Here is a 24685-nt window from a genome sequence, read left to right as displayed (position 1 = left end):
TCAGTCCGATGCGGTTAGGCGGCCGTTACACGTCGAACAGGGTGTCCTCCGTCGCCAGCTTGCGCGGTTGCGGTGTGCGCGCCTCCGCCCAAGATGTCCGCATCGAGATGGAACCTTACATTCGCATCCTTCACCCCCGCCCCGGTTTCTCGATCGGCCGCTAAGCGGGCCGGGCCTCGAGCTCGTAGGCGATCGCCAACCGCACCTCGCGCACGTCTAGACCCAATTCCGTTGCGATCTTATCGATTTCGTAACCGTCGTCGGAACATTCCATCAGCACGCAAGCGCTGATGCCGCCGACGGATAGCCGGCCGAATCGGGTGTCCGCATCGATGATCACAGGAGACTCTTGCCCCTTCGGACGCCACTCGACGGCTTCGTCGTCATCGACGGTGACGCGGTCGAGGAAGCCCTGCGCGGAGGGCAAAGGTTGCACCAGCTGCCCGTCGGTGGGTGCGTACTTGCGCACGCGAGAGCCGTGTTAATTGCCTTTGAGAACGGGCGATCGGCATGAACACGATCTTTGGCAAGATGCTGCCTCAGCAAGGCATCGGTGCGAACCGCCCCCGATTGGCGGTCACCCACTGCGCCAGCTGGCTGACTGCCGCGACGCCTGAGTTGAACGAGCCGTCACTCGGCCGCGCGGCTAGAGAAACGCCGACCGCGCCGGCCGCATCTCCCAGCAGGGCGATCTGCCTCACCAAGTACATGCCGTCCACGTCCGGTCCCCAGCCGCCTTTCACAGCGACATCGGTCTGGTCCGCCAAACCCCATTGCTGGCCGCGGCCGACATTGCGCATCAGCTCGACGACGGGTGCCGATCCCGCGACGCACGGAAGGCGAGCCGCGAATCTGGCTTGCATCTGAGTCGACCACTCAGTCTGCCCGAATGGTGTGAAACCCGGCCGCACTCGCTCGGGTTGGACCACGGTCGAGGGATCGCCCGTCTCGCGCAGCACGGTCTCAACGGCAGCGGCTGCGGTCGTCCCTCCTTCCAACATCGACCAGAGCTCCTCGGCGGCCGCGTTGTCGGACTGTTCGATCGCGCGCGCGGCGAGTGGCTGCGCAGTGTCGCCGAGTGACCGTTGGGCGGCGATCGCAAGTGGCACTTTGATCGTCGACCACGCGGGGCCTGTCGTCTCCGCGCCGAACATCCACGTCTGCACGCCGTTCGACACGGCGACGCCGACAGATCCCCCGATCGTCTCGGCGAGAGCCGAGAAGCTCGCGATCAGGTCGCCGTCCTGCACCGGCGTCGGCAGGGCCGGGGGGAGTGGCGCCACAGCGAGTGTCGAGGTCGCCGACGGCGGAGTAGACGAGGGGGCTGCCGTCGGACCCCCCTGGCCGCATCCGGCGACGACGCTAGCCAGGGACACCAGTACCGCTGCAACTGGGCGACACAAGCCAGGCCGGTTGCGCCTCAATAGATGTAAACCCGCGCGTTCCGGCCACCGGTGCACGTGATCCAGGGGTCGCTACCGAACACCGCGCACTCCATGACGAAGTCGTTTCCGGCGCAGCGCCCGCCGGTAGTCGGACACGCGACCCTGCCCCCTGCGACCACAGTGCGCGGATCCATACTCGCGGAACCGTTTTGATCCCAGTACGCCAGCAGGACACTGCGAGCGAAGGAGCAGGACGTCTCGTTGCTACCCCGCCCGGAGTTGGTCGCCCAGCCCGATCGACCCGTGACGTGGAAGCCGTTGCCGCACGATTCGTCGTAGGAGTCGGGGGACTGCACCAACGGTGGTGGCACGGACTCCGTCGGCGTGTTCCTCCCCGTCGTTTCGGAACGCGCGGGCTCGCCGCCGCTGCCGGCGCCGCTCGACCCGGACTGCTGATCCGTCCCGGCCGGGCGGGTCTGCGACGCCGCCGTAGAACCGGAATCACCCGATCCGGTCAACGTCGCCACCGCCACGACCACCAGCGCGATCACCGCGAGCGCCGCACCCGCGATGAGCATGTAGCGCTGCCGCTCGGGTGCGGACGTCGCCGGCCCACGTCCCGGAGCAGGCCCACCCGACAAGCCGATCTGTGGGTATGCGCTCCCGCCCGCGGCCTGCGGATAGCCCGCGGGTGCTGCGGCGCCAGGTGTTGACATGCCGCCGGAGGGCTCATATCCCGGCGACGAGAACAGCGGCTGATGCGGATCGGTCATTGCGCGCACTCCTTCGAATTCCGTTGTGGCTGTTCCTATTTCACAGCGTCATTGGCCGGCCTCGATTTTCGCGACGACGGCAGCGGCCTCGTCCCCGCAGATGCGCCGGAGGTCCACGCCTCCGGTGGCCAGCAGGTCGTCGATGCGGCGCTTCAGATCTCCCGATGCGACGTGGGAGTAGAGGTTCGCGCCGGGACACTCCGTGGGCGCGAAGTCCCGATGGGCGGCAAGAGTGTCGGACGCGACGTGGAACGTCTGCGCCGCCCAGGCGAATGCCGTTGCCGCTCCGTCGAGTAGCGCCTCTGGGACAGTCTCCTCATCAAAGTTGCCTTCGCAGAGCACGAGGAAGTGACCGGTCGGGTCGTATTCCGTCGCGGTGTCACCGACGAGTTCCGGCGCCCTCAGTTCGAAGATGTTACCGTTGCGATCCACGCCCACGTGGTACGCGATGTCGATCCAACCCCGGCCGTCCTGATGGTAGAGCTGGTGCTGACGCAGGTGCTGGGTGATGTTCCGGTTGTCCCCCAGCGCCTCCGCCGAGTGATGGATCGTCATCCGGGTGATGGTCTGCGGCACGCTGCCGGGGAATGCGGGACGCGCACCCCAGGCATCCCGGCACAGCATCGACGCCGGGTGCCCGGCGGGAGGAGGTGGCACCTTCGGCTGCGGCACCGGCAGGCCGCTGGTCGCCGGCGGCGTGGGCGTGGTCGACTGCGGCGCCGCCACGGTGTCGTTCGAGCACGCCGCGAGCGTCACGCCGAGTCCGGCAGCAACGGCGAGCTGAAGCAGGTTGCGACGTCCGAACTCGACGCCGTCGGTCGTGTCGCCGCGCCGCGCGCATTCACGAAAAAAGTTTGAGTACACCGGGCTTCGGTCCTGTCTTGGGTGCTGTGGCATCCGTCAATTGAGATTCGCCTAGCACGGCAGCATGAACTTGGGATCGGTGGTCATGTCGAGCCACTTGCCGTACGCGTCGCCACCCGCCGCGCGCACCGCCCAGCACACTTCCGATTGGGTGCGGCCACCGGGCCGGTACACCGCGTAGATCGGCGTGCCCGCATCCGAGACCTGCCGCAAGGACGGGCACGCGTGATCCGTGCGCAGATAGTCGGCGCCGGGGTTGGCGTTCAGCAGACGCTGAATCTCCGACTCGTACCTGCCGGGCACGACCGCCGAGCCCAAAACGACGATCCCGGTGCCGTCACAGGGGGGCTGACTGATGGGTGCGCTTACGCGGAGCGCCACCTCGGACGCGGGCCGTGAACTCACGATCGGCGGAGTTGGGGCGTAGTCGATCTCGGGCTCGACCGCCAATGATGCACTGTCGTCAGCCGCCGTCGAGGAATCCTGCGCGGCGGCGGTCTCCGGCGTGTCCTCGCCGCGCAGCACCCCACTAAGCACGGCCACCAGGATCACGACGGCCGCGACGACTCCGATGACGGCCCAGTGCTTGGGTTGAACGCCCCCGGTGGACGGCGCCGAGGAGATCGGGCCGACGTTGGGATGCGGTGCGCCCATCCGCGGGTAACCCGACGGCTGCGGAGCAGCGCCCGTCGGTGCGCCGCCCGACGTCTCGGTCGGCAACGGAAACATCGGTCCAGAATCGTCGGTCATCAAGTACCCCCTCAAAGCCCCCACCGCGGCGTGCGTCTCGACACCCCGGTAAAAGCAAACCACAGCGCTACCCCGCGTCGTCGGGAATGGCGCGGCCCCGGCCGACGATCCGTACCTCGGGTGCTGTCGAACGACATTTGCCTCTGCGCGCGAATCCTACTGTCGAACCCCGGCTGGCGGGCGCCTATGCGGCGAATTCGACAGCTGTCGATCCGTTGTGTGCAGGCGAGTTCGAACGATCAGACGATCTCGCGAGATGGACACCCGATGGACGCTTTGCCGCCCTACTGGTCGGTTGCTCCTCTGTTTCCGTCACGATGGGCGGCGGTTCTTGAGAGGATCGGCCAGAATGTACGTCGGACGACACTCAGACCGCGCGTCCGCAAACGATCTGGGGGGGAATCATGGGTGGCAGACCGACCTGTGCGCACGTTCTGGGCGGCCACTCCGCTCGACGCTCGTCAGTAGGTCGGCCGTGGACTTCCTGATCGCTATCATCGTCATCGTCGCGGTGGCGTTCGTTCTCGGCTGGGCGCTGAGCATCGCGGCGAAGCAGCAGCGCGAGATCACTGTGCAAGCGCAGCCGGCGGATGTTGTCGACGTGATCCAGCGGCACTTCGGCTCGGTCTGGTGGCGTGAGGTATCAGGGCCGGGCCAGTTGAACTTTCGCGCCCGCGGCCTCGGTCTCGGCGCTGTGCTGAAGAACAAGCCGACGCTGTCGATCGACGTCGAACAACTCTCCGACTCAACCTATGCCGTTCAGGTGTGGATGTCCGCATGGGGACAGCAATCCGGTGTCGTCGCGCTGGCCGACCGCGTCGTTGCGAAACGGCTGAGCCTGTTCCGTAAGCTTCGGGCGCTGAACCCCACGCTCAGCGCCTCCGCACCGGCGTTCGCCCCGCCGGCGTCCGTGCCCCAGTCGTTCGCGCCGCCGTCACCTCCTTCGCAAGCAGCTCCACCATCCAGCGCAGGGGCTAATCAGCAAGGCGCACAGCCCGTCCCGCCTCCGGCCTCTGCGCCCGCAGGGGGCGCACCGAGGCCGATGTTCACATCCCCTCAGGCCGACTTCCAGGGCCGGCACTACCCGAGCGTCGGTCCGCTGACACCCGGCCCCGCACCGCGTGGGCCCAGCGGAAATGCGGACGCCCCCAGCGATTCCCGGCTCAAATACGCCGCGATCGCGATCTGCCTGGTGGCCGTTGTCACGGTGGTGTTCGCCCTAATCCATTTCGCGACCGGAGGCGCATCGGACGACGCCGTTGCCGGATCGCCGAACGAATCGGGTCAGGGCGACAACGGCGGAGGCCAGCGGCCGCCCGTGCCGTTGAATGGCTTAACCCCGTGCTCGTCGGCCCCTATCGCTCGACCCGAGTCGATGAAGATGGACACGGACGGCTTGATCGTCACGACCACGTTGACGTCACGCTGTGCGGCGGGCGATTTAGTCAGCAACGACCGCTTCCGTCTGACCGCCTTCGACGCGGCGGGCAGGGACGTCGCGTCCGGCGTGTTCGATCTCTCGAAAGACTCCATCGGCATCACCGAGAACGGCAGCTCGACGGCGACGTTCGTGTTTCCGGCGGGCACGTACTGGCGCGTACCGGAAGCCACCACCGGCGGTGTCTCACTGACCGCGCACCGCGACGGCAGCGACTTGGCGCGCGACTCGGGCTCGTCGAGTGCGACGTCGGTGACGGCGTTCGACGTAGGCACGCCCGAGCACGGCAGCCTGGACGCGGCGGCGTTCTCGGCACTCAACGACATCGTCGCCGCCGATCGCTCGTTCATCGACGCCCACCTCCTCGAGGTGTGGCAACCACAGCTGAGTTCAAAACGTCCCGGCCTGTACTACGACGGAATCATCTGGCAGGCCAATGACATCGTGCGTGAGCACATGCAGCTCCGGCAACGCTATCCGAACGCGAGGCTGGTGTGGTCCGGCGATTGGCCCGTCTACAGCTCCGAGAACTGGTGGATCACGGTGTCCGGCGTATCGATGCCCGACGGCCCGTCCGCCAATGGGTGGTGCGCGCGCGAGGGCTACGACGCGGATCACTGCTTTGCGAAGATGCTCAGCCACGGGATGGCTGAAGAGGGCACAACGCTGAGCCGCAAGTGAGCTAGGGGCGTTTCCTCTTCGCATCAGCGGGACGAATGGCGGCGGAGCTGGGCGTGCCCAACTGAGTGGCCGCCTCCGACGCGTCGTGCAGGGTCGCCGCGCCGTCGATGTTGTGCTCGGCGTCGCGCATCTGGTGGGTGCCGGTATTACTCGGGACGTCGCTAGCCGCTTGCTGCGGAGCCGTGGCGCTCGCGATGTTAAAGATCGTCCCGACCGATAGCGCCACACTTTCGACGAGGCTGAGCGAGTGGCCCTGTCCCCCCGCGGCATACGCCAGGCGATCAGCGAAAGCCTCGCCGTTCGCACCGACGAGTTCGATGTAGCGCTCCGCCCGAGCAGCTTTCGTCGCCGCCGTCTGAAGCTGCCCAACCAGCCGCGCGACCGAAAGTCCGCTCGCCCCCTGTGCGTGCGCGACCTCGGCGAGCTGCCCCGCTTCCCGCGCGGCCGCGCCGACTTCGCCGCCCCCGTCCTTCGCGCGCTTCGCCAACGCCCGCAGGTCCGACGCGACCTTCTGAATCTCGGATCCCACGGTCCGCTACCGCCGTCCGCGGGCGGCGCGTTCTTCGCGGGCACGCAAGGCGCGGGCACCGGCCTCCTGCGCCAACTGCTCGGCTGTGCGCGCCGCCTCCGCGAGGGACTGCGCGGCCGCGTTCAGGTCGCTCACACCGCGTTCGAGCGTGCCGATCATCTTCTTGTCCGACCCGCTGGCAGTGCCGCCGATGACCGATTTCACGCCCGCCGCAACAGGTGCCACGCGTTTCGCATTGGAACTGAGCACACCGGCCTGTCGTCGCGCCTTCCTGCCGATGTCATGCAGTTGCTTGGCAGCGCGTTCGAGCGACGCCGGGTCGTCACCCGGGCCGGACGAGGTCACTGCGATCCTCTCGCAGACGTCGGAATCACAGCGAACGACCGTAGTTCGACGCCACCTTTGCGGCCTGAGCGAGCGCCTGTACCGCCGCGTCCACCTGCTTGGCGGCCGCGTCGAGCGCGTGCAGCACCTCCTGGTCCTTACGCTGCGCACTCCCGCCGATGGCGGAACGCACCTGGCCCTGGTGCTGCGAGAACTTGGCCTTGAACTGACCGAGGTTGCCGCCGGTCTGCTTGGCGGAACTGGAGATCTGCTCCAGGGTGCCTTTCAGCTTCTGTAGTTCGGACATCGGTTCTCCTTCGCTAGGTCGGGGTGACGATCCGGCGGCCTGTGCGCACGCCGTCGTCGAAGGATTCAGTGCGGGCACGTCCCGCGGGCACCGCACGCTCGCGGCCCCACGCCCGAATGGCTTCCACTTCTTCGGGATTCGTCTGACTGAACGGCATCAGATCGCGAAACCTGCCTTTGACGTAGTCCTCCGGAATGGCCGCGGAGTCGATGCCCTGGAGCACGCGGTAGCTGGCGATCTCCTGCACGACCGCGGCGAGATCCGATCCGGCGAAACCCTCGGAGAGCCGCACGAGCTCGTCGAGCAGGTACGGCGAGACATCCGACTCCACGTACGTGCGGTAGTGGATACGAATGATCTCGGCGCGGTCCTCGGCGTCGGGCAGGTCGACGAAGAAGATCTCGTCGAACCTTCCCTTGCGCAGCAGCTCAGGGGGAAGAGAGCTGACGTCGTTGGCGGTCGCGACCACGAAGACCTTCGCCCTCGACTCCTGCAGCCAGTACAGGAACTGTCCGACCAGGCGCCGGCTGGTACCCGTCGAATCACCACCCGGACCGCCGCCCGCGAGCGCCTTCTCGATCTCGTCAATCCACAGCACGCACGGCGCCACCCTGGCGGCCATGTCGAGGGCTTCGCGCAATCTGCCTTCGGACTGCCCCACGTACATGCCGAGGACACCGGCCATGTCCAGACGGTAGAGCGGGAGTTCCCACTCCGTGGCGATCGCTTTGGCGGACAGAGACTTCCCACACCCCGGCACCCCGACCAGCAGCACACCGCGTGGCGGTCGCAGGGTCGCGTGCGACAGGTCCATGCGCATGAGCTTGCCGCGGTCTCGCAGCCAGCCGCGTAGCGTTTCGAGCCCGCCCACTTGCCGGTCCTCGGGCCTGATTTCCAGACGCTCGATACCGCTGATAGCACCGAACATACGGTCCTTGAACTTCGACAACTCGGCGATGTCGTCACGGCGAAGGCTGCCCGTTGCCAGCTGCGTACTGACCGCGTTCAGCGCTTGCGACTCGCTCAACCCGACGAGAACCTCGGAGGCACGGCGGATGTCGTCGTGGTTCCACTCGATCGCCAGATTTGGTGTGCCACGGTAGTTGTCGATGTAGTCGGTGACGGTGTGGAAGAGCTCCTCGAGATCCGGCAGGTCCAGTTCGACGGACAGCCCCAGCCGCATCAGCGACGTCGCCACCGGACTCGACGTCACGAGGATGACCGATCCGGACCGGCCCTCGGCAAGGTCGGCGACCTCCGCCAGATAGCGGGTGGTGCCACTGTCGTCGCCGATGTCCTCCACGTCGACGAGCACGAAGTTGACATAGTCGCGTGACCGGAACGTCGATGCCGCGTAATCCAGCGCGCCGCCGAGGGAGCGATCGTCGACGATCTGCTTCTGGCTCAGGAGGTCGTTCAGTCCGCCGGTGCGGGTGAAACCGTAGAACGACATTCCCTTCATCCCACCCGCAACCTGGCGCACCAGTTCGAGCGCTCGGCGGGATTCCGTGCTGCGCAACACGATGAGTGGGATACGCGCGTTGAGGAATTGCCGCAGTTCCTTGACGGTGTCGGCCTGATTTGGCATCGACGCCCTTTCGGTGCTTCGGGGATGGTCAGTCGGTGGTGGCTCAGCTGTCGATGATGATCGCGCGGTACTTGCGTCGCGCTGGAGGCGGCTGGTCATCGGCTGGACGCGGATCGGCTGCGGCTGCAGGGGACGGCACAGGTGGCGGGGGCGGCGCGTCCAGCCGACCCTCGATCAGCGCCTGCAGTGGAAACCCCGGTTCGAGGATCGCCGTCAGCCTGTTGGCGCGCAGCAGGTTCAGGGTGCGTTCCGTCGCCGTCCGGTCGATCCGATGTCCGGACTGCCGCGTCGCGATCTCCTCGAGGTCCTGCTGCAGCTTGCGGACGTCGCGCGCCACGCCCTCGGTGAACTCTCGGCGGACCTCCTCGGGCAGTCCCGGATGGCCGGCCAGTTGCAGCCGCCGGGCCATGACGACGCGCGACGCCATCAGTACGCGGACGGCCGCGTACTCGTCGCGCGCGCTCGCCCAGTCCCGGAAGAAGGTCTCGGACCACCGGTCCATCACGTGCTGCTGGGCCTTCGCGATGTGGGTGAACAATCGATCGAAGGCAGTCGGCGGCAGGGATTCGACCAGCAGCGTCGGCAGTTTTGTGAGGTCGTGACGCGGGTTCTCGCGCCACGCGTAGATCGCTTCAACCCAGGCCTCGTAGGCGCTGGAGACCACCGCTACGAACCTCCATTCGGTCGGCGCGGAACGACCTTGATTTCACCGGGAGGCGTGGGATCCCAGTCCGGTAGGTTCCCCGCGATCTTGCGGTTGCGGGTCAACTCCTTGGGCTTGTCGGTGTTGCGCCGCAAGCTGAATTCACGTGCCAGCACCTGCCCCTCGTCGACGGGCTCCGGTGCGATGAATACCGAAGGGCGCGCCCGCCGCAGCATGATCGGCGGGGGTGGTGCTTCCGGCATCCCCACCGGACCGGACTGGAAGCGGTCGGTGGCGGGCGCTCCCGCGGCGGGGAAGGCCGTGGTGGCGGCATCGCTCGAGTACTGCGGATTACCGGGCGGGGGCCCCGCCCAGGGGTTGTGCTGGTTCACGAGACGCGCTCCTGTGACTGAGTGTGAACGGAGGTCGGCCAGGTGTCGATGAGTTTGAGCAGCTGCCCCTCCTTGGCGTCCTCTTCGGCGTATTCGCGCTTGGCGTCGACGAACTCGGCGACTGAAGCTCGGTAGATGTCGATCGAGAACTCGAGTGCCGCTTGCGCGTTCCGTTGCGCGTCGGCGTATTTCTGGTCGCAGTCCTGCTTCTTCTTCCACACCCAGAACCCGGCGCCACCGGCGGCGGCCAGGAAGATCAGCAGACCGAACACCACCGCTCCTCCGCTCATCAGCAGGACCATGAAGAGAAGTGCGGCGGCGGCGATTCCGCCCGCGATGTAGTAGTACTGGTCCTTGAACCGCACGCTCTCCAGGTAATTGGCGACGGTCGCCTGCCACGTCTCGGCGAGCGAGGCCTCCGCCTGCTGCTGGGGAACAGCGGTGTTGGTCTTCCAGCCGGGGAAGCCCATCGTCATCGCGTACTCGGAGTGGTTGTTCGGCATGTCGATGTCGACGTTGTCTAGGTAGCGCGACCGGTAGTCTGCTGAGTAGCGGTGCACCGCGCCGCGGAAGTCGTCCCGGCTACCACCGATCGCGACCCTTTGTGCCGCAACAGAAACGCCGTACATCTCCCGTCGCATGGCGGTTTGCGTCTGCAGCGAGACGGCGTCGGCCACTGCCTCGTGTGCGACGTTCTCGGCATCGGCTTTCTCCTGCGCCCGGTCCACGTCACCCTGACTGTCGATCACAGCCTGGTGGAACACCAGGTCCCTCCGATACGGCAACTCCTCGTCGTCGAACTCGGTAACCAGCAGTTCGAGGATGTCGTCGAGGCGGTCCTGGATCGTGGCCGCCGACAACACCGGCTCCTCCCGGATCGACAGGTACTTCTCGGCGGTGAAACCGTGCGACGAGGCCCGCGAAAGCAGATCCTTGAACTGAGGCCACTGCGGACTGGTGCGCGAGATATGGGGGAACTCCACGTCACTGATGGTGGCACGATGAATGTCGAGTTCCTTATGCCACGCCCCGATTTGAGCTTCGACGATCGATCGGTCGTCGCGGAGTTGCGTGTTCCACTTACGCAGCTGCTCGCCGATGAGCGCGCGGCCGGCCGGACCGAAGGCCTCCTGCGATGCCGCTTCGAGGATCACCACGAATTCCCTTGTGAGACCACGGGGATCTAGCGCCTGCAGATAGTGCCGCAACCACCGGGTCGCGCCCTCCATGCGGGCCTGCCGCCGCAGCACCAGCGCGAAGAACAGGCTGGTCTTCTTGGGGTCGCGTTCAAATGCCGCCTCGATGGACTTCGTCGCGAGATCCTCGTTGTCGCGCGACCACGCCGCGAGACCGACGAGCGCCGGGGCCAGCCAGTACCGCGGAGTCTGGATCATCAGCTCCTCGGAGATCTGCTGCACGGTGAAGTTGGTGACGTTGCCGATGTCGAACGCCTGCAGAGTGCCGATGGTGGTGCGGCGCACCTGGTTGTAGTGACCGTAATCGCGTTCGAGCGCTGCCTCGATGTTGCCAAGCACCGTCTCGGAACGCTGGATCGCCGCCGTCCGCTGGGCCTGTCCGACGAATGCCTGGAATTCCTCGCGGAGCGCGAGGAGTTCGGTGCGGGTGGTCTGCAGATCGCTTGATACACGACCGACTTCACCGCGCACCTCGTCCAGCCGACCGATCGTCTCCTGCTGCAACTCGATCTGGTCGCGATGCATCGCGTTGAGCTTCCGCTCGAGCGCAGCGACGTCGAGTTCGGTCATCCTTCACCGTTCCTTTCTGACTGCATGAAGTTCACATCGACACCGCTGTGCCGTCGGGCAGGATGGGCACGATCTGCCCATCCGAATAGATCTCGATGAAGGCGTACGAGCCACTGCGGGCGAGTCCTCGCGCCTTCGAATAGGGGTAGCCGGGGTCGTCGTCCGGCGAGTAGTGCTCCAGGATGTGGCCCTGGATGTCGAGCTTGTGATCGACGAACGGCGGACCGAGGTAGCACCTGGAGAACATGCCGAGCAGCATGCCACCGTACTTGTGGTCGTACTCCTCGCGGATCCACTGCATGACGTTCACCTTGGCCACCTGGTCGACCTGGACGTCGACCCGTGTCAGCGTTTGCATGATCTCCTGGTCGCGAACGCGCATGCGTGCGGCCAACACCGACCGGTCGGTGTCGGGAATCACGTTGCGCTGCACGATCGACCGAGCATCGAGGTTGTTCGTGCCGAACGTGGTGGTGGGCCGGAGCCGCCGACTGAAACTCATGGTTCTCCTAGACGGCCATCGCGATGATCACGACGATGAGGACGAGGATCACGGCCCCGCCGAAGACGAGGAGCAGTGTGGTGTTCGACTTCGCCGGCGACGGTGTGGGCGCAGGCTGCGGGGGCGGCGTGTACACCGGTGTCGGCGCAACCGGCGGCGGCGGTGGTGCCGTCGCCACTCGCTCCCGATGGCGGAGCAGCCACTGCCACGACTGGTCGGCGCGGTCGAGTTCGGAGCTGAGGGTGTCGAGCGCGCCGCGCAGCGCAGCGGGTGGCAGCAGATCGCCAGCAGCACCGAACGGGGGTGGCGCACCGACGCGATACGCCAGCTCGTCGGCACGGCGTGTGAGTCGAGCGCTGCTGTCACGCAGCCCAACCCAGCGGTCGGCGGCTTCCCGACGGGAACGATCGAGCGCGTCGATCTCGTTGCGAGCGCGCTGTTCGATCGCGTCCAGCTCGGCGGTTAGCGCGCGCGGTAGGTCGTGTGCGGCAGTGAGCGCGGCGACGTAGGCCTGATATTCCGGATCGAGCTTCATCCGACATTCTCCAACGGCTCGAACGGAACCACGACGAGTAGCCCGGCGGCCGAACTTCTGTCGTACACCTGGACACGCGGCGAGCCCTCGACGGGTTCCACCAGTGTGCCCGCAACCTCACGGACGTCCTCGAGGCCGGCCCGCGCGAAGACGTAGCGCGTCACCCCCTTGTGGTCGTATTCGAGGTTCGCCACGAGCGCACGCAGGCTCGGCCACCAGCCGATCAGGTGCAGATCCGACGTGCCACCCTGCACCGCGATGTCCCGCAGCACCGCGGCACCGGAGGTCATTTCCCCGAAGTCGCCGACGAACGCGAATTCGTCGTCATTCGTGGATGATTCGTCGGCGGCTGCATCGACGTCTTCCGCCACGGTGGGCACGGGCACTTCCTCGCCCATCCCGGCGATCCGCTGCAGCTGGAGCGCTATGACCAGCGTCGGTACCCCGCCGTCGCGCAGGCGGGTTCGCAGCTCGCCGATCAGGAAGCCCGGCACGTCACTGCTTGATACCAATGCGACGTCGATGCCGCGTGAGCGCGCGCGATCCAGCACCGCACGCACGGTCTGGTCCGGCCCGCTGCCGCTCTGCCGACCGTCGAGTAGCACGATGCGCGACCCCCGTCCCCAGTTCATCGTGGCGGTGTCCACGGCGGCCGCGAGCACTGCCGCGGCCTCGCTGTCGCCGCTACCGATGATCGCGACCGTCTGGTCGACGTCGTTGGCCAACGGGATACCGACGATGTCGTCGGTCACCGCGATGGGGCGGCCGATCCGCGCCGTCGGTACATCCGCCACCGGCAGCTCACGCGGCCACTGCGCGAAGTCGTTGCCGAGGAACACCCAGGGTTCACGGGGGCTGGATGCCTTCTCCCACAGCGACTTCTGCAGCCCGCCGATCCACACCGGGTCGGCGTACCCCGCGATCGCGATCTCGTTGGACACGGCCTGCCCGTAGTTTCGGTTGACGACGACCTCGCCGCGGTAGGTCAGCTCCGCCGCGGCGGTGTTACCTCTGGACAGAATCGCCTGCGACTCGTCGGCTGTGTTCTTGAGCGACACCCTGAGCGGGAACTGCGCGAAGATCGAGTCGCCCTTGACCTGCAGCCCCGAGATGCCGGACAGCGTCTGCGACGACAGCAGGATGTGGATACCGAATGCGCGACCCTGCCGGGCCAGCCGCTCGAACAACTGCACCGCCTCGCGTGTAACGTCGTCGGTGCCGTCGAAGAGCACTTGGAACTCGTCGATGATGAGAAGCATCCGGGCCATGGGCTGGCCCGAGCTCCGATACTCGCGAAAACCGTTGCAGCGCGCGGCGTTGAATAGCTGAGCACGACGCTCCATCTCCAGCGAGACGAATTCAAGCACGGCGAGACCGAACGGCTTACTGCTCTCGAGGCTCAGGATCCTCGCGTGCGGCAGCCAGTTCCGTCCGTCGTCGTCCTTGTCGAATCGCTTGAACTCCAAGCCCTGCTTGAAGTCGAGGAGCAGCATCTCGAGTTCCTCGGGTGCGTAGCGGGCGGCCAGCGCATAGATGATCGTCAGCAGCAGGTTCGACTTGCCCTGCCCGACAGCGCCACCGATCAGCAGATTCGGGTGCGGTGGGTTCTCCGACCGGAGCGCCAGAGTCACCGGATCGCGTCCCCGCAGCCCGATCACCGCCTCAATCCCGTCGGTCACGGAGTCTCGCCACGGGTCCTCGGCGAACGCCGCGAGGAGATCGGACAGCGGAACCGTCGGACCCGAGTCGGAGCTGACCTCGCGCACCGCGCGCGTCAGCACCGCCTTGACGATGTCGCGCGCCGGTGGCGGATCGGCGGTCACCACGACCTCGTCGGGGAGCAACGGGGATCGCCACGTGTCGCCGGTAGCAGCGAACAGCGTCAGATGGCGCAGCAGATCGTCGGGACGAACGTCGCGCTCCGGTCGCACGGTCTCGTCCACGTGCACGAGAAGGGAGATGCCACGCGGTGAGCCGGACTCGGCCAGCCGGATGAGCGCGGCCTGCGCTGCCTCATCGACTCCAAGCGGGTACGCGAACAACACCACCAGCGTGTACGGGTGGGTCGGCCTGCCCTCGTCGAGCCAGAGCTCGCCGAGGGTCCGCACGTGCCTTGCGTTGATCTGCTCCGCGGCGGCCGACGCCAGACCCGTCACGTCGGCGATGGCGGCGCGGAGATCGTCCGTGGAGTGCGCGGGCGGCGGGTAGCTCGCGGGATTCGCGTCGCGAAGTTCGGACAACCAGCCCAGTGCACCTTCGATGCGAGGGTCGTAGACGCGAATGCGCAGGAAGCGCAGAGGAATCTGGGCAGTGGTGCGGAGCGCGACCTGCCGGATCAAGTCGATGACAGCGGATTCCTCGCCGCGCAGGGCCCAACCGGCGTGCTCGAGGAACGGCGCCACAGCGGGAGCACCGCTCTGTGTGACACCGAATCGGACGTGGGTCGCGGGCCGCGGCGGGACGCCGGGCATCGAATCCGACCAGGTTTCACCCGCCGCGCCCGGCGCGATCAGCGTCGCAGCGTCCGTGACGGCACTCGCAGCGGACCTCAGCCGTTCGCCGAAGGACGCGCGCGCCGCCGTCAGCTCGGCGTTCTTCCTGTCGACGAGGTCGCGCTGACGCGACGCGATGTCCGCGTCCTGACGCCGCTGATCCTCGTCGCCGTGCCGGGCGATGCTAACCGCAATCCGCTGCGACTCGCCGCGCAGGCGGGTCAGCCGCTCAAGCAGCTCGGATTGCAGACGGGCCGCGGTATCGGCATCGGCGTCGGACGGCTGCTGCGGCTGGTACGACGGTTGGACCGGCGGGCTCGCGGGCGGCTGCAAAGCGGGTGACCTGCGAATGGGTTCGGAGGGCTGGCCATCGATGTAGATACGCCGGCGACCACTACCATCGGTTGCCACCAGGCAGCTCCCCCAGATCTTGATTCGGCCGACGCCGACTCCCCTTCACCGCTTGGCCAGCGCATTTTGGGTGGTGTTGGCACGGAGCGGTCGAACAAAAGTAACGCCACCAAGAGTTTGCGGCAACCGGTTTCCCCTACGCAAAGCCGAGAACACGCGTCACCTGCACGGATGCCCCCGTTTAAACCGCCCATGACGCCTCCATGCCGGCCGCCAGCCGCGGCACCATGTCCGTGAACACGGCGCGGGATCGATCGCGTCCATCACGCCCGTCATCTCCAGGAGCTCGAAACCGTGCAGCGCAGACCAGAACTTGCGGGCGGTGCGGCCACGATTGCCGAGCCGGTGGTCAGCTGTTTGGTGAGCGGTGTGCAAGGTGGTGGCGCGTTGATCGGCGACTTCGTGGTGCCGGCGAAGACGACTGCCGCGGCGCGGCGCCTGCGTGCAGATCTCTTCCGTACAGGCGCACCAGAAATCGCTGCGGGGGCCTTAGCGAGGATGCTGGCGCACCAGCGGTGGGCGCCGCGGCTGATGGTGACAGACTAGATGACGGCGCCGCTGTCAGAATCTACATTGACGTTTCTCGGCGGGCAGGTGAGCATGTCCCCCATGCGCTATGTCGTTACCGGCGGTACCGGGTTCTTGGGACGTCATCTCGTGGACCGGCTGCTGGCCCGCCCCGGCACCGAGGCGGTGCACGTTTTGGTGCGCGGTCAATCCCTGAACAGGTTCGCGCACCTGGCCGAAGGTTGGGACCAGCGCGTGTCGCCACTGGTCGGCGACCTGACCGCACCGGCGCTCGGTCTCGGCGACGCGGAACTCGCGCGGCTGGGCCGCATCGACCACGTCATGCACTGTGCTGCGCTCTACGACATCACCGCACCGGAGGACCGACAGCGCCCCGCCAACGTCGAGGGCACCCGGTCGGTCATCGCGCTGGCCCGCCGCCTCGACGCGACGCTGCACCATGTCTCCTCCATCGCCGTCGCGGGCACGTTCCGGGGCGAGTTCACCGAGGACGATCTCGACGTCGGCCAGCGGCTGCCGACGCCGTATCACCAGACCAAGTTCGAGGCCGAAGTGCTGGTTCGGTCGGCCACCGGACTGCGCCACCGGATCTACCGGCCCGCGGTGGTCGTCGGCGATTCGCGGACGGGTGAGATGGACAAGGTCGACGGTCCGTACTACTTCTTCCCGATCCTGGCTGCCCTGGCCGCGTTGCCCCGGTTCACCCCGATGATGCTGCCCGCCGCCGGCCGCACGAACCTCGTCCCCGTCGACTACGTGGTCGACGCGATCACGGCGCTGAGCCACCTCGACGGCCGGGACGGCCAGACCTTCCACCTGACCGCCCCGACGACGACCGGGCTGCGCGGCATCTACCGGGGTGTCGCGCCGGCGGCCGGTCTGCCCCGGCTCGTGGGGTCGCTGCCGCGGAGTGTGGCCAACCCGGTCCTCCATGTCCGCGGTCGCGCAAAAGTGGTGCGGGACATGGCCGCCACCCAGGTCGGTGTGCCCGCCGAGGTCCTGGACGTGGTCGAACTGGAACCGACCTTCACCCGTGCGCACACCGACGAGGCGTTGCGCGACACCGGAATCACCGTGCCCGACTTCGCTGACTACGCGCCGCGGCTGTGGCGCTACTGGGCGCAGCATCTGGATCCGAACCGGGCGCGACGCGACGATCCGTTGGTCGGCCGGCACGTCATCATCACCGGCGCCTCGAGCGGGATCGGCCGAGCCTCGGCGATCGCGGTGGCCGCCCGGGGCGCATGCGTGTTCGCGTTGGGCCGCAACGCCGACGCACTCGACGAGGTGGTCGCCGAGATCCGCGCCGCCGGCGGAGCTGCCCACGCGTTCTGCTGCGACGTCACCGACTCGGCAGCCGTCGAGCACACCGTCGCCGACATCCTCGAGCGGTTCGGGCACGTCGACTACCTGGTCAACAACGCCGGGCGATCGATCCGGCGATCGGTGATCGCCTCCACCGACCGCCTCCACGACTACGAACGCGTGATGGCGGTCAACTACTTCGGCCCGGTGCGGATGGTGCTCGCCCTTCTCCCCCACTGGCGCGAGCGGCAATTCGGTCACGTCGTCAACGTCTCCAGCGCCGGCGTGCAGGCGGGCAACCCGAAGTACAGCGCCTACATCCCCAGCAAGGCGGCGTTGGATGCGTTCTCCGAAGTCGTTGGCACCGAGACCCTTTCGGATCACATCACGTTCACCAACATCCACATGCCCCTTGTCGCCACCCCGATGATCGCGCCGTCGCGTAGGCTCAACCCGATGCCTCCGATCACCGCCGAACACGCGGCCGCCATGGTCATCCGCGGGCTGGTCGACAAGCCGCCGCGTATCGACACGCCGGTCGGCACGCTCTCCGATATCGGTACGTATTTCACGCCTCGGCTCTCGCGGCGGGTGTTGCACCAGCTGTATCTGGGCTATCCGGATTCGCCTGCCGCCCGCGGTGTCGCCGAGCACCGGCCTGCCGTGGCCCCTCGTTCCCGGCGGCCGCGGCGCACGGTGCCGTCGGTGCGCGTGCCGCGTCCGGTCAAGCAGGCGGTGCGACTGGTGCCCGGCGTGCACTGGTGAAGGCAGCACGTCTGCCGGTCTTCTGCGACGTCGACACCGGCGTCGACGACGCGATGGCGCTGGTGTACCTGTTCGGCAGTGCCGAGGCAGAGGTGGTGGGTATCGCTTCGACCGCGGGGAACGTCGGTGTGCAACAGGTGTGCCAGAACAACCTCGGCCTTCTCGAATTGTGCGGCATCACAGGTGTTCCGGTGTCCAAGGGTGCGGATGCGCCGCTGGCGACGCCGTTGCGCACCGCCGAGGACACCCACGGCCCGCAAGGACTGGGCTATGCGCAGCTACCTGCCCCCACGGCGAGCCTCACCGACCACGACGCCGCGCAGGCCTGGGTGCGGGCCGCGCACGCCCGTCCGGGTGAGCTGATCGGGTTGGCCACCGGACCGCTCACCAATCTCGCGCTGGCCGTACGCGCGGAGCCGGAGCTGCCGAAACTGCTGCGCCGACTGGTCATCATGGGCGGTTCGTTCGACTATCGCGGGAACACCACCCCGGTCGCGGAGTGGAACACCAGCGTCGACCCGGAGTCGGCGGCCGAGGTGTTCGCAGCCTGGGACGGTGCGGACAATCTGCCGATCGTGTTGGGGCTCAACGTCACCGAGAACATTGCGATGACCCCGGAGTTGCTCAGCCGGCTCGCCGAGGCCGCGGGCGCGCCGTCGCGAGCGATGTCGGTGCACGACCCGCGCGGCACCGCCTCGACGGCCGAGAACCCCGTGATCCGGGTGCTCGAAGACGCGATGCGGTTCTACTTCGAATTCCACCACGATCAGGGCGAGGGGTACCTGGCCCACCTGCACGATCCGCTGGCCGCGGCGGTGGCGTTGGACCCCGGTCTGGTGACCTACCGAGCTGCCCCCGTCGATGTCGAGCTCGCCGGAACTCTGACGCGCGGTATGACGATCGCCGACTGGAGCGGCCACTGGGGCCGCGAACCCAACGCCCTGATCGGCATCGACGTCGATCCGGCGGCGTTCTTCGACCACTTCATCGAGCGGGTGGGGGCGTTCGCGCGGACGCTCAGTCGTCGGTGACGGTGAGCTTCACGTCGATGTTGCCACGCGTGGCATTGGAGTACGGGCACACCTGGTGGGCCTTCTCGGTCACCTGGCGGGCGGTCTCGGCGTCGACGTTGGGCAGCGTGACTTCGAGTTCGACCGCCAGGCCGAATCCGCCGTTGTCGAGCTGACCGATCGACACCCGGGCGCCCACTGCCGAATCCGAGACGTCGACCTTGTCCTGGCGGGCAACCAGGCGCAGCGCGGAGTGGAAGCACGCCGCGTAGCCGACGGCGAAGAGCTGCTCGGGGTTGGTGCCGTTGCCGCTGCCGCCCATCTCCGTGGGAATGGCCAAATCGAAGTCGAGCCGACCATCGGAGGACCGGCCGTGGCCGTCGCGGCCTTCCCCGGTGGCGAGGGCCTCTGCGGTGTAGAGCGTCTTCACGTGTCGTCCTTTCAGAGTGAATAGGGCATGCACCTGAACAATAGGACGCAATTGAGTTGTGTGCAATCAATATTGTGTTACTCGTATCTCCCTTCCAGGTACCACCTGCGCTGCCGGTAGCAGAGAAGCAGCGCCTCCTGCCGATCACCACCGTTGAGCAGGACCTGGGCGCGCGCGGTGCGGCCGCCGCCGGCCGCCGCGGTGTCCCACCACCGTTCGTCGACCGGCCACGGTCCGGTCCACCAGGACAGCCGACCGGACCGGCCGGGCGCGGCCAGGCGGGCCGGATCGGTGGAGAACAATCCCCGCGAGGTGACCCGGACCGGATCGCCGTGCTCGTCGAGCAATTCCACCGGGTCGTCGAGCAGCACCGACGGCGAGGGCTCGGGAAGCTGCCCGGGCCACGGCTGCCGGGGATCGGCCCGGGGGACGAGCTCGTCGCCGAGCGGGGTGAGGGTGATCCGCTCGGCGGGGCCCCGTCCGCCGCTGAGGACCGGGACCTTCACCGCATCGGGCCCGAGCAACCCCTGCACCCGCACCAGCGCCCGACGCGCACGGAGCCGATCCTCCTCCCCGATCCCACCCCACAGCGGGAGCTGCAGCGCCTCGGCCGAGACCACCTCCACCGGGCGCAGCCGCAGCATCGTGATCGGCGCCCCGGGACGGTCCTGCTCCCGCCGGCGGTTCAGCCACCCGTCGAGCTGCCACCGCACCCGGTCGGCGGTGGCGTCTTCGGTGAGCGGCTCGGCGCATCGCCAGACCCGTTCGAGCTCGCCACCGTTCGCGGTCACCGCATGGATGGCCAGTCGGGTACAGCCCACTCCCGCCGCCTCGAGGCTGCGATGCAGCCGGCCGGCCAGCGCCCGCCCGGCGAAGGCCGCTGCATCCACCCGCTCGATGGGCGGATCGCAGTCCATCTCGACGTCGAGTTCCCGATCGGGCTCGCGCCCCGATGGCCCCCGGCCGGGCTCACCGCGCGCCAGCTGGTGGGCGACCACCGCGTCGGCTCCGAAGCGGGACGCCACATCGCTGCGGGACACCTCGGCGAATTGTCCTATCGTCCGAATTCCCATGCGCCACAGAAGATCCACGAGTTCTGCTCGCGTGCCGGAGGCCAGGCTGGGTTCGGTGGCCAGCGCCTTGACGGACAACCCCGACAGGAACTCCGCATCCGCCCCCGGGTCGATGATCCGTCCCGCTCTGGCCGCGAAGACGGCAGTGGGCAGCTGATCGGCGATGCCGACCTGGCACTCGGCACCGACCGCCGCCACTGCGTCGACCAGCCGTTCGGCCGTCACCTGCTCCGACCCGAAATACCGGGCGGCCCCGCGCACCGACAGCGCCAGCAGGCCCGGCCGCAACACCTCAGCACGGGGCACGAGCTCGTCGACGGCCACGGTCACCCGTTCGAAATGCCGGGCATCGCGCGCCGGATCGGCAGTGACGACATGCAGATCCGGGCACCGGGCCTGCGATTCCCGTCGTCGTATCCCGCGGCGCACCCCCGCAGCCCGCGCCGCCGCCGAGCACGCCACCACCCGGTTGGCGAGAGTGACCGCGACCGGCACCGTCGGTGGGAGACCGGCCGCCGTCGCAGCCGCGACCGCCGGCCAGTCCATGCACCAGAGCGCCAGCACCCTGCCCGACGATCGGGAGGCGGTCATCTAACCGTTCACCACACGCGGCCCGGCCAACCGCCCCCGGGCACGCATCGCCAGATGCACCCGGCTGATCCGCCCGCAGCCCGGCATGGGGGCCCCACCGCCTGGACCGGCGATGTCAAACCCGCTCACCGTGGCCTCCAGCCGAGTGGAGGCGCCCTGCCAGGTGCCGTCGGTGACGAGCAGCGTGCATCCCCGCTGGCGTGCACGAGCCACCACTGCCCTGGCCCGGGACGGCGGCACCGACCGACCGCCCAGGCCGAGCACCACCAGATCCATCCCGTCCATCAGGACCGCGGCCACCTCGACCGGATCCGCCCCCGGTTCCGGGATCACGGCGATCCGGCTCAGATCCGCCCCCATCTCCACCGCCGCAAGCAGCCCCACGTCCGGTTGGCCGATGATCGCGACATGACCCCCCTCGGCCGTCACGGCAGCGACGATCTTCAACTCCAGCGACCGCGCCCCCGACATCACTGCCACGGTTCCGCGTGGCAGTGACCCCAAATCCGACACTTCCAGCAAAGAATCTGTGGGCTGCGATGTCTCCACCGGGACTGCCGCCACGGGCGCGGGCCGACGACTGCCTCCCACCTTCCCCGACACCGACGCCATCTGCCGACGGAGCTGTTCCAGCTGCTCAGCACGGGTGACAGGGCATCGACTCACCGCCTTCACCCCTGTCACAACTGCACCGTGCATATCATCCGCCTCACCCGATGTTCGAATGTTTGTTCGACTCCGCCAGTAAACACCCGCCCTCCGACATCGTCAACCAGTCATCCGCACCGCGACCGTGCCATCGCAAAATAGTGTCATTGACAAATGTCAGCATTGGGCGTTGTATCCAACCGTGCTCACCGCCGAACTACCCCACCGCGGCTCCCACCGTTCCCGCCGGGCCGCCGCACTCGCCGGCCTCACCCTGCGTCAGCTCAGCCTGGTCCTCCCGCCCGATCAGCCATGGGGGCTGTGGACCTCCCGGCAGATCGTCGCCCGCCTGATGGACACGTTCGGGCCCTCACTGGCCGGCACCCGGACAGAACCCGTCGACGTCCGCACCTCCGACGGCGAACGTGTGGTCGGCGAATGGGTCTGGGGCCGAGGCGTTCCGCGCGACACCACCCGGGCGATCTACTTCGTCCACGGCAGCGGTTTCGCGCTCTGCTCCACCCGCACCCACCGCCGACTGGTGTCCTGGCTCTCACGGCTGACCGGAATGGGCGTCTTCAGCATCGACTACCGGCTGGCGCCGCGGCACCGATTCCCCACCGCCGCAGACGATGTCCGCCGGGGCTGGGAATGGCTCACCGGTGAGGAGGGCATCGCGCCCGAAGGCATGGTGATCGCCGGCGATTCCGCCGGCGGCCACCTCATCACCGACCTCCTGCTCCAGTCCGACATCCGCCACCCCGCGGGCATGGTGTTGATGTCGCCGCTGCTGGATCTCACGTTCGCGTTGGCCCGGTCGCGGGAGCGCAGCCGCCCCGACCCCGCGATCCGCTCCCGTGACGCCGCTCGACTGGTCGAGTTGTACTGCCGGGGAATCGAACCCACCCATCCCCGGCTGACACTCGATGTCGCCGGGGGACGAACGCTGCCACCTGCCCTGATCCAGACCGGCGGCGCCGAAATGCTTGCCGCCGATGCCATCGCGCTCGCCGACGGGCTGCGGGCCGCCGGCGGCGAGGCGCATCTGCAGATCTGGCCCGACCAGGTCCACGTCTTCCAGGCCCTGCCACGGCTGACTCCCGAAGCGGTGCCCGCGATGCGCGACGTGGCCGGCTTCATCGCAGACGTCCTCGCCGAGCCCGTGATCGAACAGGCCGGGTAGATGGGCTTCTTTGGCACCAAACGCAGTCATCGCGCCGACGCGGTGATCACCGGCGCGGGCAGCGGCATCGGCGCCGCGTTCGCCACCGAGCTGGCTCGTCGCGGCGGCCGGGTGCTGTGCAGCGACATCGATCTCGACGCCGCCACCGCCACGGCCGAGTTGCTGCGCAGCACCGGAACCGAGGCATCCGCGCTCCGGTGCGACGTGACCGACGTCGACGACGTGCACCGCCTCGCCGACGCGGCGCGCTCGTTCTTCGGCGGCGCACCCACCGTCGTCATCAACAACGCCGGCGTCGGTGCCGGCGGCGCCCCGATCGGCGAGATCGACCTCGCCGACTGGAGGTGGGTGCTCGGCGTGAACCTGTGGGGTCCGATCCACGGCTGCCACGTGTTCGCGCCGATCCTGCGCGACGCCGGCCGCCCGGCAGGCATCGTCAACGTCGCCTCCGCAGCCGCTTTCGGTGCCGCGCCGGGGATGGCGGCCTACAACGTGAGCAAGGCGGGCACACTGTCGCTGTCGGAGACGCTGTCGGCCGAACTCGCCGGAACCGGCATCACCGTGACGGCACTGTGCCCCACGTTCGTCAAGACCAATATCGTCAGCGCGGGCCGGATATCCGAGACATCCACCCATCTCGCCGACAACCTCATGCGCTGGATCGGCTTCTCGCCCGACCGTGTCGCCCGCATGTGCCTGGACACCCTCGACCGCGGCGGCCTGTACTGCATGCCCCAACCAGAGGCCCGGATCGGCTGGGGCATCAAGCGTTTCACCCCGACGGTGTACACCCGCGCCGCCGGTCTGATCACCCGCGTCACCACCTAGGAGGAGACACCGATGGCACAAGCCACGATGGACATGGACGCCATGCTGGCCAAGATCAAGGACCGGCAGTGGGCACTGGCCGACATCGACTGGGACGCACCGGGCGCCGAGACGATCACCGACGAGATGCGGCCCAAGCTCAAGGCCTTCATGGCCGACCTGTGCTGGATCGAGAACGTCGGAGCCCGCGGGTTCGCCGCGCTGGCCAAAAAGGCTCCCACCCCGACCATCGCCGAGATCTACCGGTACTTCCACGCCGAGGAGCAGCGCCACGCCAATGCCGAACTGGCGCTGATGAAGCGGTGGGGCATGCTCGACGACGGGGAGATGCCGGAACCAAACGTCAACATCCGGCTGGCCATCGACTGGCTCGACACCTACTCCGACGACATGTCGCTGTCGATCCTGGGCACCGTCATCCCGATGCTCGAGGTGGCCCTCGACGGGGCGCTGCTCAAGTTCCTCCTCGAAGAAGTGCACGACCCCGTCTGCCACCAGGTGTTCGAGAAGATCAACAACGACGAATCCCGGCACATCGCCGTTGATTTCGCAGTTCTCGACATGATCGGCCACGGTGATCTGCGTCATTTGCTCGTACAGTTCGTCGGCAACATCGCCTCGCCTGGCCTCATCATGGGCATGATGCTGTACGTCCCGCTGCTCAACCGGATGCGTAACAACATCATCGAGATGGGTCTGCAGCCCGAGAAGCTCTACAACGCCATGAAGCGCTTCCAGACCCTCGGCGAACGCGGCGAAAAGACCTGGCGGGTACCGACATACCAGTTGCTCAAGTATCACGGGCGCGCCGTCATCAATCCGCGCAATCCCTACCACTGGCTCGCCAACCCCATGGTGTGGGCATCCGACTACTACCCCAAGATGCTGCTGCGGCCCATCCCCTCCTGGTTCAAAGAGCTCACCCACGAGCCGGCGGCCTGACC

24 protein-coding genes and 1 pseudogene are annotated in these 24685 nt (G+C 67.7%); 6 read left to right on the top strand and 19 right to left on the bottom strand.

Annotated features, from left to right (window positions below; genetic code table 11):
- Positions 1-160: 160 nt before the first annotated feature.
- From ACXYX3_RS05815 to ACXYX3_RS05795, 5 genes are all read right to left on the bottom strand, one after another.
- The gene (locus tag ACXYX3_RS05815; RefSeq protein WP_458610597.1) at positions 161-469 is read right to left on the bottom strand and encodes a hypothetical protein; all 309 of its coding nucleotides are present in this window, start codon (positions 467-469) and stop codon (positions 161-163) included.
- 70 nt (positions 470-539) lie between these two features.
- Positions 540-1283, bottom strand: coding sequence for a serine hydrolase (locus ACXYX3_RS05810; protein ID WP_458610595.1), 744 nt, complete (start codon positions 1281-1283; stop codon positions 540-542).
- A 137-nt stretch (positions 1284-1420) separates the two neighbouring features.
- Positions 1421-2158, bottom strand: coding sequence for a hypothetical protein (locus ACXYX3_RS05805; protein WP_458610593.1), 738 nt, complete (start codon positions 2156-2158; stop codon positions 1421-1423).
- Between the two features lie 48 nt (positions 2159-2206).
- Positions 2207-3022, bottom strand: coding sequence for an N-acetylmuramoyl-L-alanine amidase (locus tag ACXYX3_RS05800; protein WP_458610591.1), 816 nt, complete (start codon positions 3020-3022; stop codon positions 2207-2209).
- Between the two features lie 51 nt (positions 3023-3073).
- Positions 3074-3772, bottom strand: coding sequence for a serine/threonine protein kinase (locus ACXYX3_RS05795; RefSeq protein WP_458610589.1), 699 nt, complete (start codon positions 3770-3772; stop codon positions 3074-3076).
- 256 nt (positions 3773-4028) lie between these two features.
- Here ACXYX3_RS05795 and ACXYX3_RS05790 point away from each other — a divergent pair, with 256 nt between their 5' ends.
- On the top strand, positions 4029-5891 hold the full coding sequence (locus tag ACXYX3_RS05790) for a hypothetical protein (RefSeq protein ID WP_458610587.1): 1863 nt from the start codon (positions 4029-4031) through the stop codon (positions 5889-5891).
- Position 5892: 1 nt separating this feature from the next.
- On the opposite strand, the gene ACXYX3_RS05785 is transcribed toward ACXYX3_RS05790, so the two are convergent.
- The 11 genes and pseudogenes from ACXYX3_RS05785 to ACXYX3_RS05735 all read right to left on the bottom strand — a co-directional run.
- Positions 5893-6420: a hypothetical protein gene (locus ACXYX3_RS05785; RefSeq protein ID WP_458610586.1), complete on the bottom strand. Its 528-nt coding sequence runs from the start codon at positions 6418-6420 to the stop codon at positions 5893-5895.
- A gap of 6 nt (positions 6421-6426) precedes the next feature.
- Entirely contained in the window at positions 6427-6765 is a 339-nt protein-coding gene (locus tag ACXYX3_RS05780) for a hypothetical protein (RefSeq protein WP_458610584.1), read from the bottom strand.
- 25 nt (positions 6766-6790) lie between these two features.
- Positions 6791-7051: a hypothetical protein gene (locus ACXYX3_RS05775; RefSeq protein ID WP_458610582.1), complete on the bottom strand. Its 261-nt coding sequence runs from the start codon at positions 7049-7051 to the stop codon at positions 6791-6793.
- Between the two features lie 13 nt (positions 7052-7064).
- The gene (locus tag ACXYX3_RS05770) at positions 7065-8639 is read right to left on the bottom strand and encodes an AAA family ATPase (protein WP_458610580.1); all 1575 of its coding nucleotides are present in this window, start codon (positions 8637-8639) and stop codon (positions 7065-7067) included.
- A gap of 43 nt (positions 8640-8682) precedes the next feature.
- A complete protein-coding gene (locus ACXYX3_RS05765; RefSeq protein WP_458610578.1) occupies positions 8683-9303 on the bottom strand; it encodes a hypothetical protein in 621 nt (206 codons plus the stop codon).
- A 2-nt stretch (positions 9304-9305) separates the two neighbouring features.
- Positions 9306-9674 (bottom strand): hypothetical protein, encoded by a 369-nt coding sequence (locus ACXYX3_RS05760; protein ID WP_458610576.1) that lies wholly within the window; start codon positions 9672-9674, stop codon positions 9306-9308.
- Complete coding sequence (locus ACXYX3_RS05755) at positions 9671-11440, bottom strand: hypothetical protein (protein ID WP_458610574.1); 1770 nt, start codon at positions 11438-11440, stop codon at positions 9671-9673. Before ACXYX3_RS05755 ends, ACXYX3_RS05760 begins: the two co-directional genes overlap by 4 nt.
- A gap of 31 nt (positions 11441-11471) precedes the next feature.
- Complete coding sequence (locus ACXYX3_RS05750) at positions 11472-11942, bottom strand: hypothetical protein (RefSeq protein WP_458610572.1); 471 nt, start codon at positions 11940-11942, stop codon at positions 11472-11474.
- Positions 11943-11949: 7 nt separating this feature from the next.
- A complete protein-coding gene (locus tag ACXYX3_RS05745; RefSeq protein ID WP_458610570.1) occupies positions 11950-12477 on the bottom strand; it encodes a hypothetical protein in 528 nt (175 codons plus the stop codon).
- Entirely contained in the window at positions 12474-15302 is a 2829-nt protein-coding gene (locus ACXYX3_RS05740) for an FtsK/SpoIIIE domain-containing protein (protein WP_458610568.1), read from the bottom strand. The genes ACXYX3_RS05745 and ACXYX3_RS05740 overlap by 4 nt, the downstream gene beginning before the upstream one ends.
- Positions 15303-15561: 259 nt before the next feature.
- Positions 15562-15701: pseudogene (locus ACXYX3_RS05735) on the bottom strand (hypothetical protein); the annotation flags it as partial.
- A 288-nt stretch (positions 15702-15989) separates the two neighbouring features.
- On the opposite strand from ACXYX3_RS05735, the gene ACXYX3_RS05730 reads away from it, so the two are divergent.
- Entirely contained in the window at positions 15990-17978 is a 1989-nt protein-coding gene (locus tag ACXYX3_RS05730) for an SDR family oxidoreductase (protein ID WP_458610566.1), read from the top strand.
- 53 nt (positions 17979-18031) lie between these two features.
- On the top strand, positions 18032-19009 hold the full coding sequence (locus tag ACXYX3_RS05725; RefSeq protein ID WP_458611987.1) for a nucleoside hydrolase: 978 nt from the start codon (positions 18032-18034) through the stop codon (positions 19007-19009).
- Here ACXYX3_RS05725 and ACXYX3_RS05720 read toward each other — a convergent pair.
- The 3 genes from ACXYX3_RS05720 to ACXYX3_RS05710 form a co-directional block, all read right to left on the bottom strand.
- Positions 18996-19418: an organic hydroperoxide resistance protein gene (locus tag ACXYX3_RS05720; RefSeq protein ID WP_241203099.1), complete on the bottom strand. Its 423-nt coding sequence runs from the start codon at positions 19416-19418 to the stop codon at positions 18996-18998. The genes ACXYX3_RS05725 and ACXYX3_RS05720 overlap by 14 nt on opposite strands.
- 77 nt (positions 19419-19495) lie before the next feature.
- Positions 19496-21082, bottom strand: a complete 1587-nt coding sequence (locus ACXYX3_RS05715) for a DNA polymerase Y family protein (RefSeq protein WP_458610563.1) — start codon at positions 21080-21082, stop codon at positions 19496-19498.
- Positions 21083-21781: a hypothetical protein gene (locus ACXYX3_RS05710; protein WP_255729754.1), complete on the bottom strand. Its 699-nt coding sequence runs from the start codon at positions 21779-21781 to the stop codon at positions 21083-21085.
- 139 nt (positions 21782-21920) lie between these two features.
- Here ACXYX3_RS05710 and ACXYX3_RS05705 point away from each other — a divergent pair, with 139 nt between their 5' ends.
- Genes ACXYX3_RS05705 through ACXYX3_RS05695 form a run of 3 tightly spaced genes read left to right on the top strand, consistent with a single transcriptional unit; the run spans position 21921 to position 24683 of the window.
- Positions 21921-22913, top strand: a complete 993-nt coding sequence (locus ACXYX3_RS05705; protein ID WP_458610561.1) for an alpha/beta hydrolase — start codon at positions 21921-21923, stop codon at positions 22911-22913.
- The gene (locus tag ACXYX3_RS05700) at positions 22914-23741 is read left to right on the top strand and encodes an SDR family NAD(P)-dependent oxidoreductase (RefSeq protein ID WP_458610559.1); all 828 of its coding nucleotides are present in this window, start codon (positions 22914-22916) and stop codon (positions 23739-23741) included.
- Positions 23742-23753: 12 nt separating this feature from the next.
- Positions 23754-24683, top strand: coding sequence for a ferritin-like domain-containing protein (locus ACXYX3_RS05695; RefSeq protein ID WP_241203104.1), 930 nt, complete (start codon positions 23754-23756; stop codon positions 24681-24683).
- Positions 24684-24685 lie beyond the last annotated feature (2 nt).

It is taken from the genome of Mycobacterium sp. Panama NTM2 (assembly GCF_054355555.1).
Note: the sequence above shows the minus strand (reverse complement) of the source record. Positions and strands in the feature narration are given on the sequence as shown.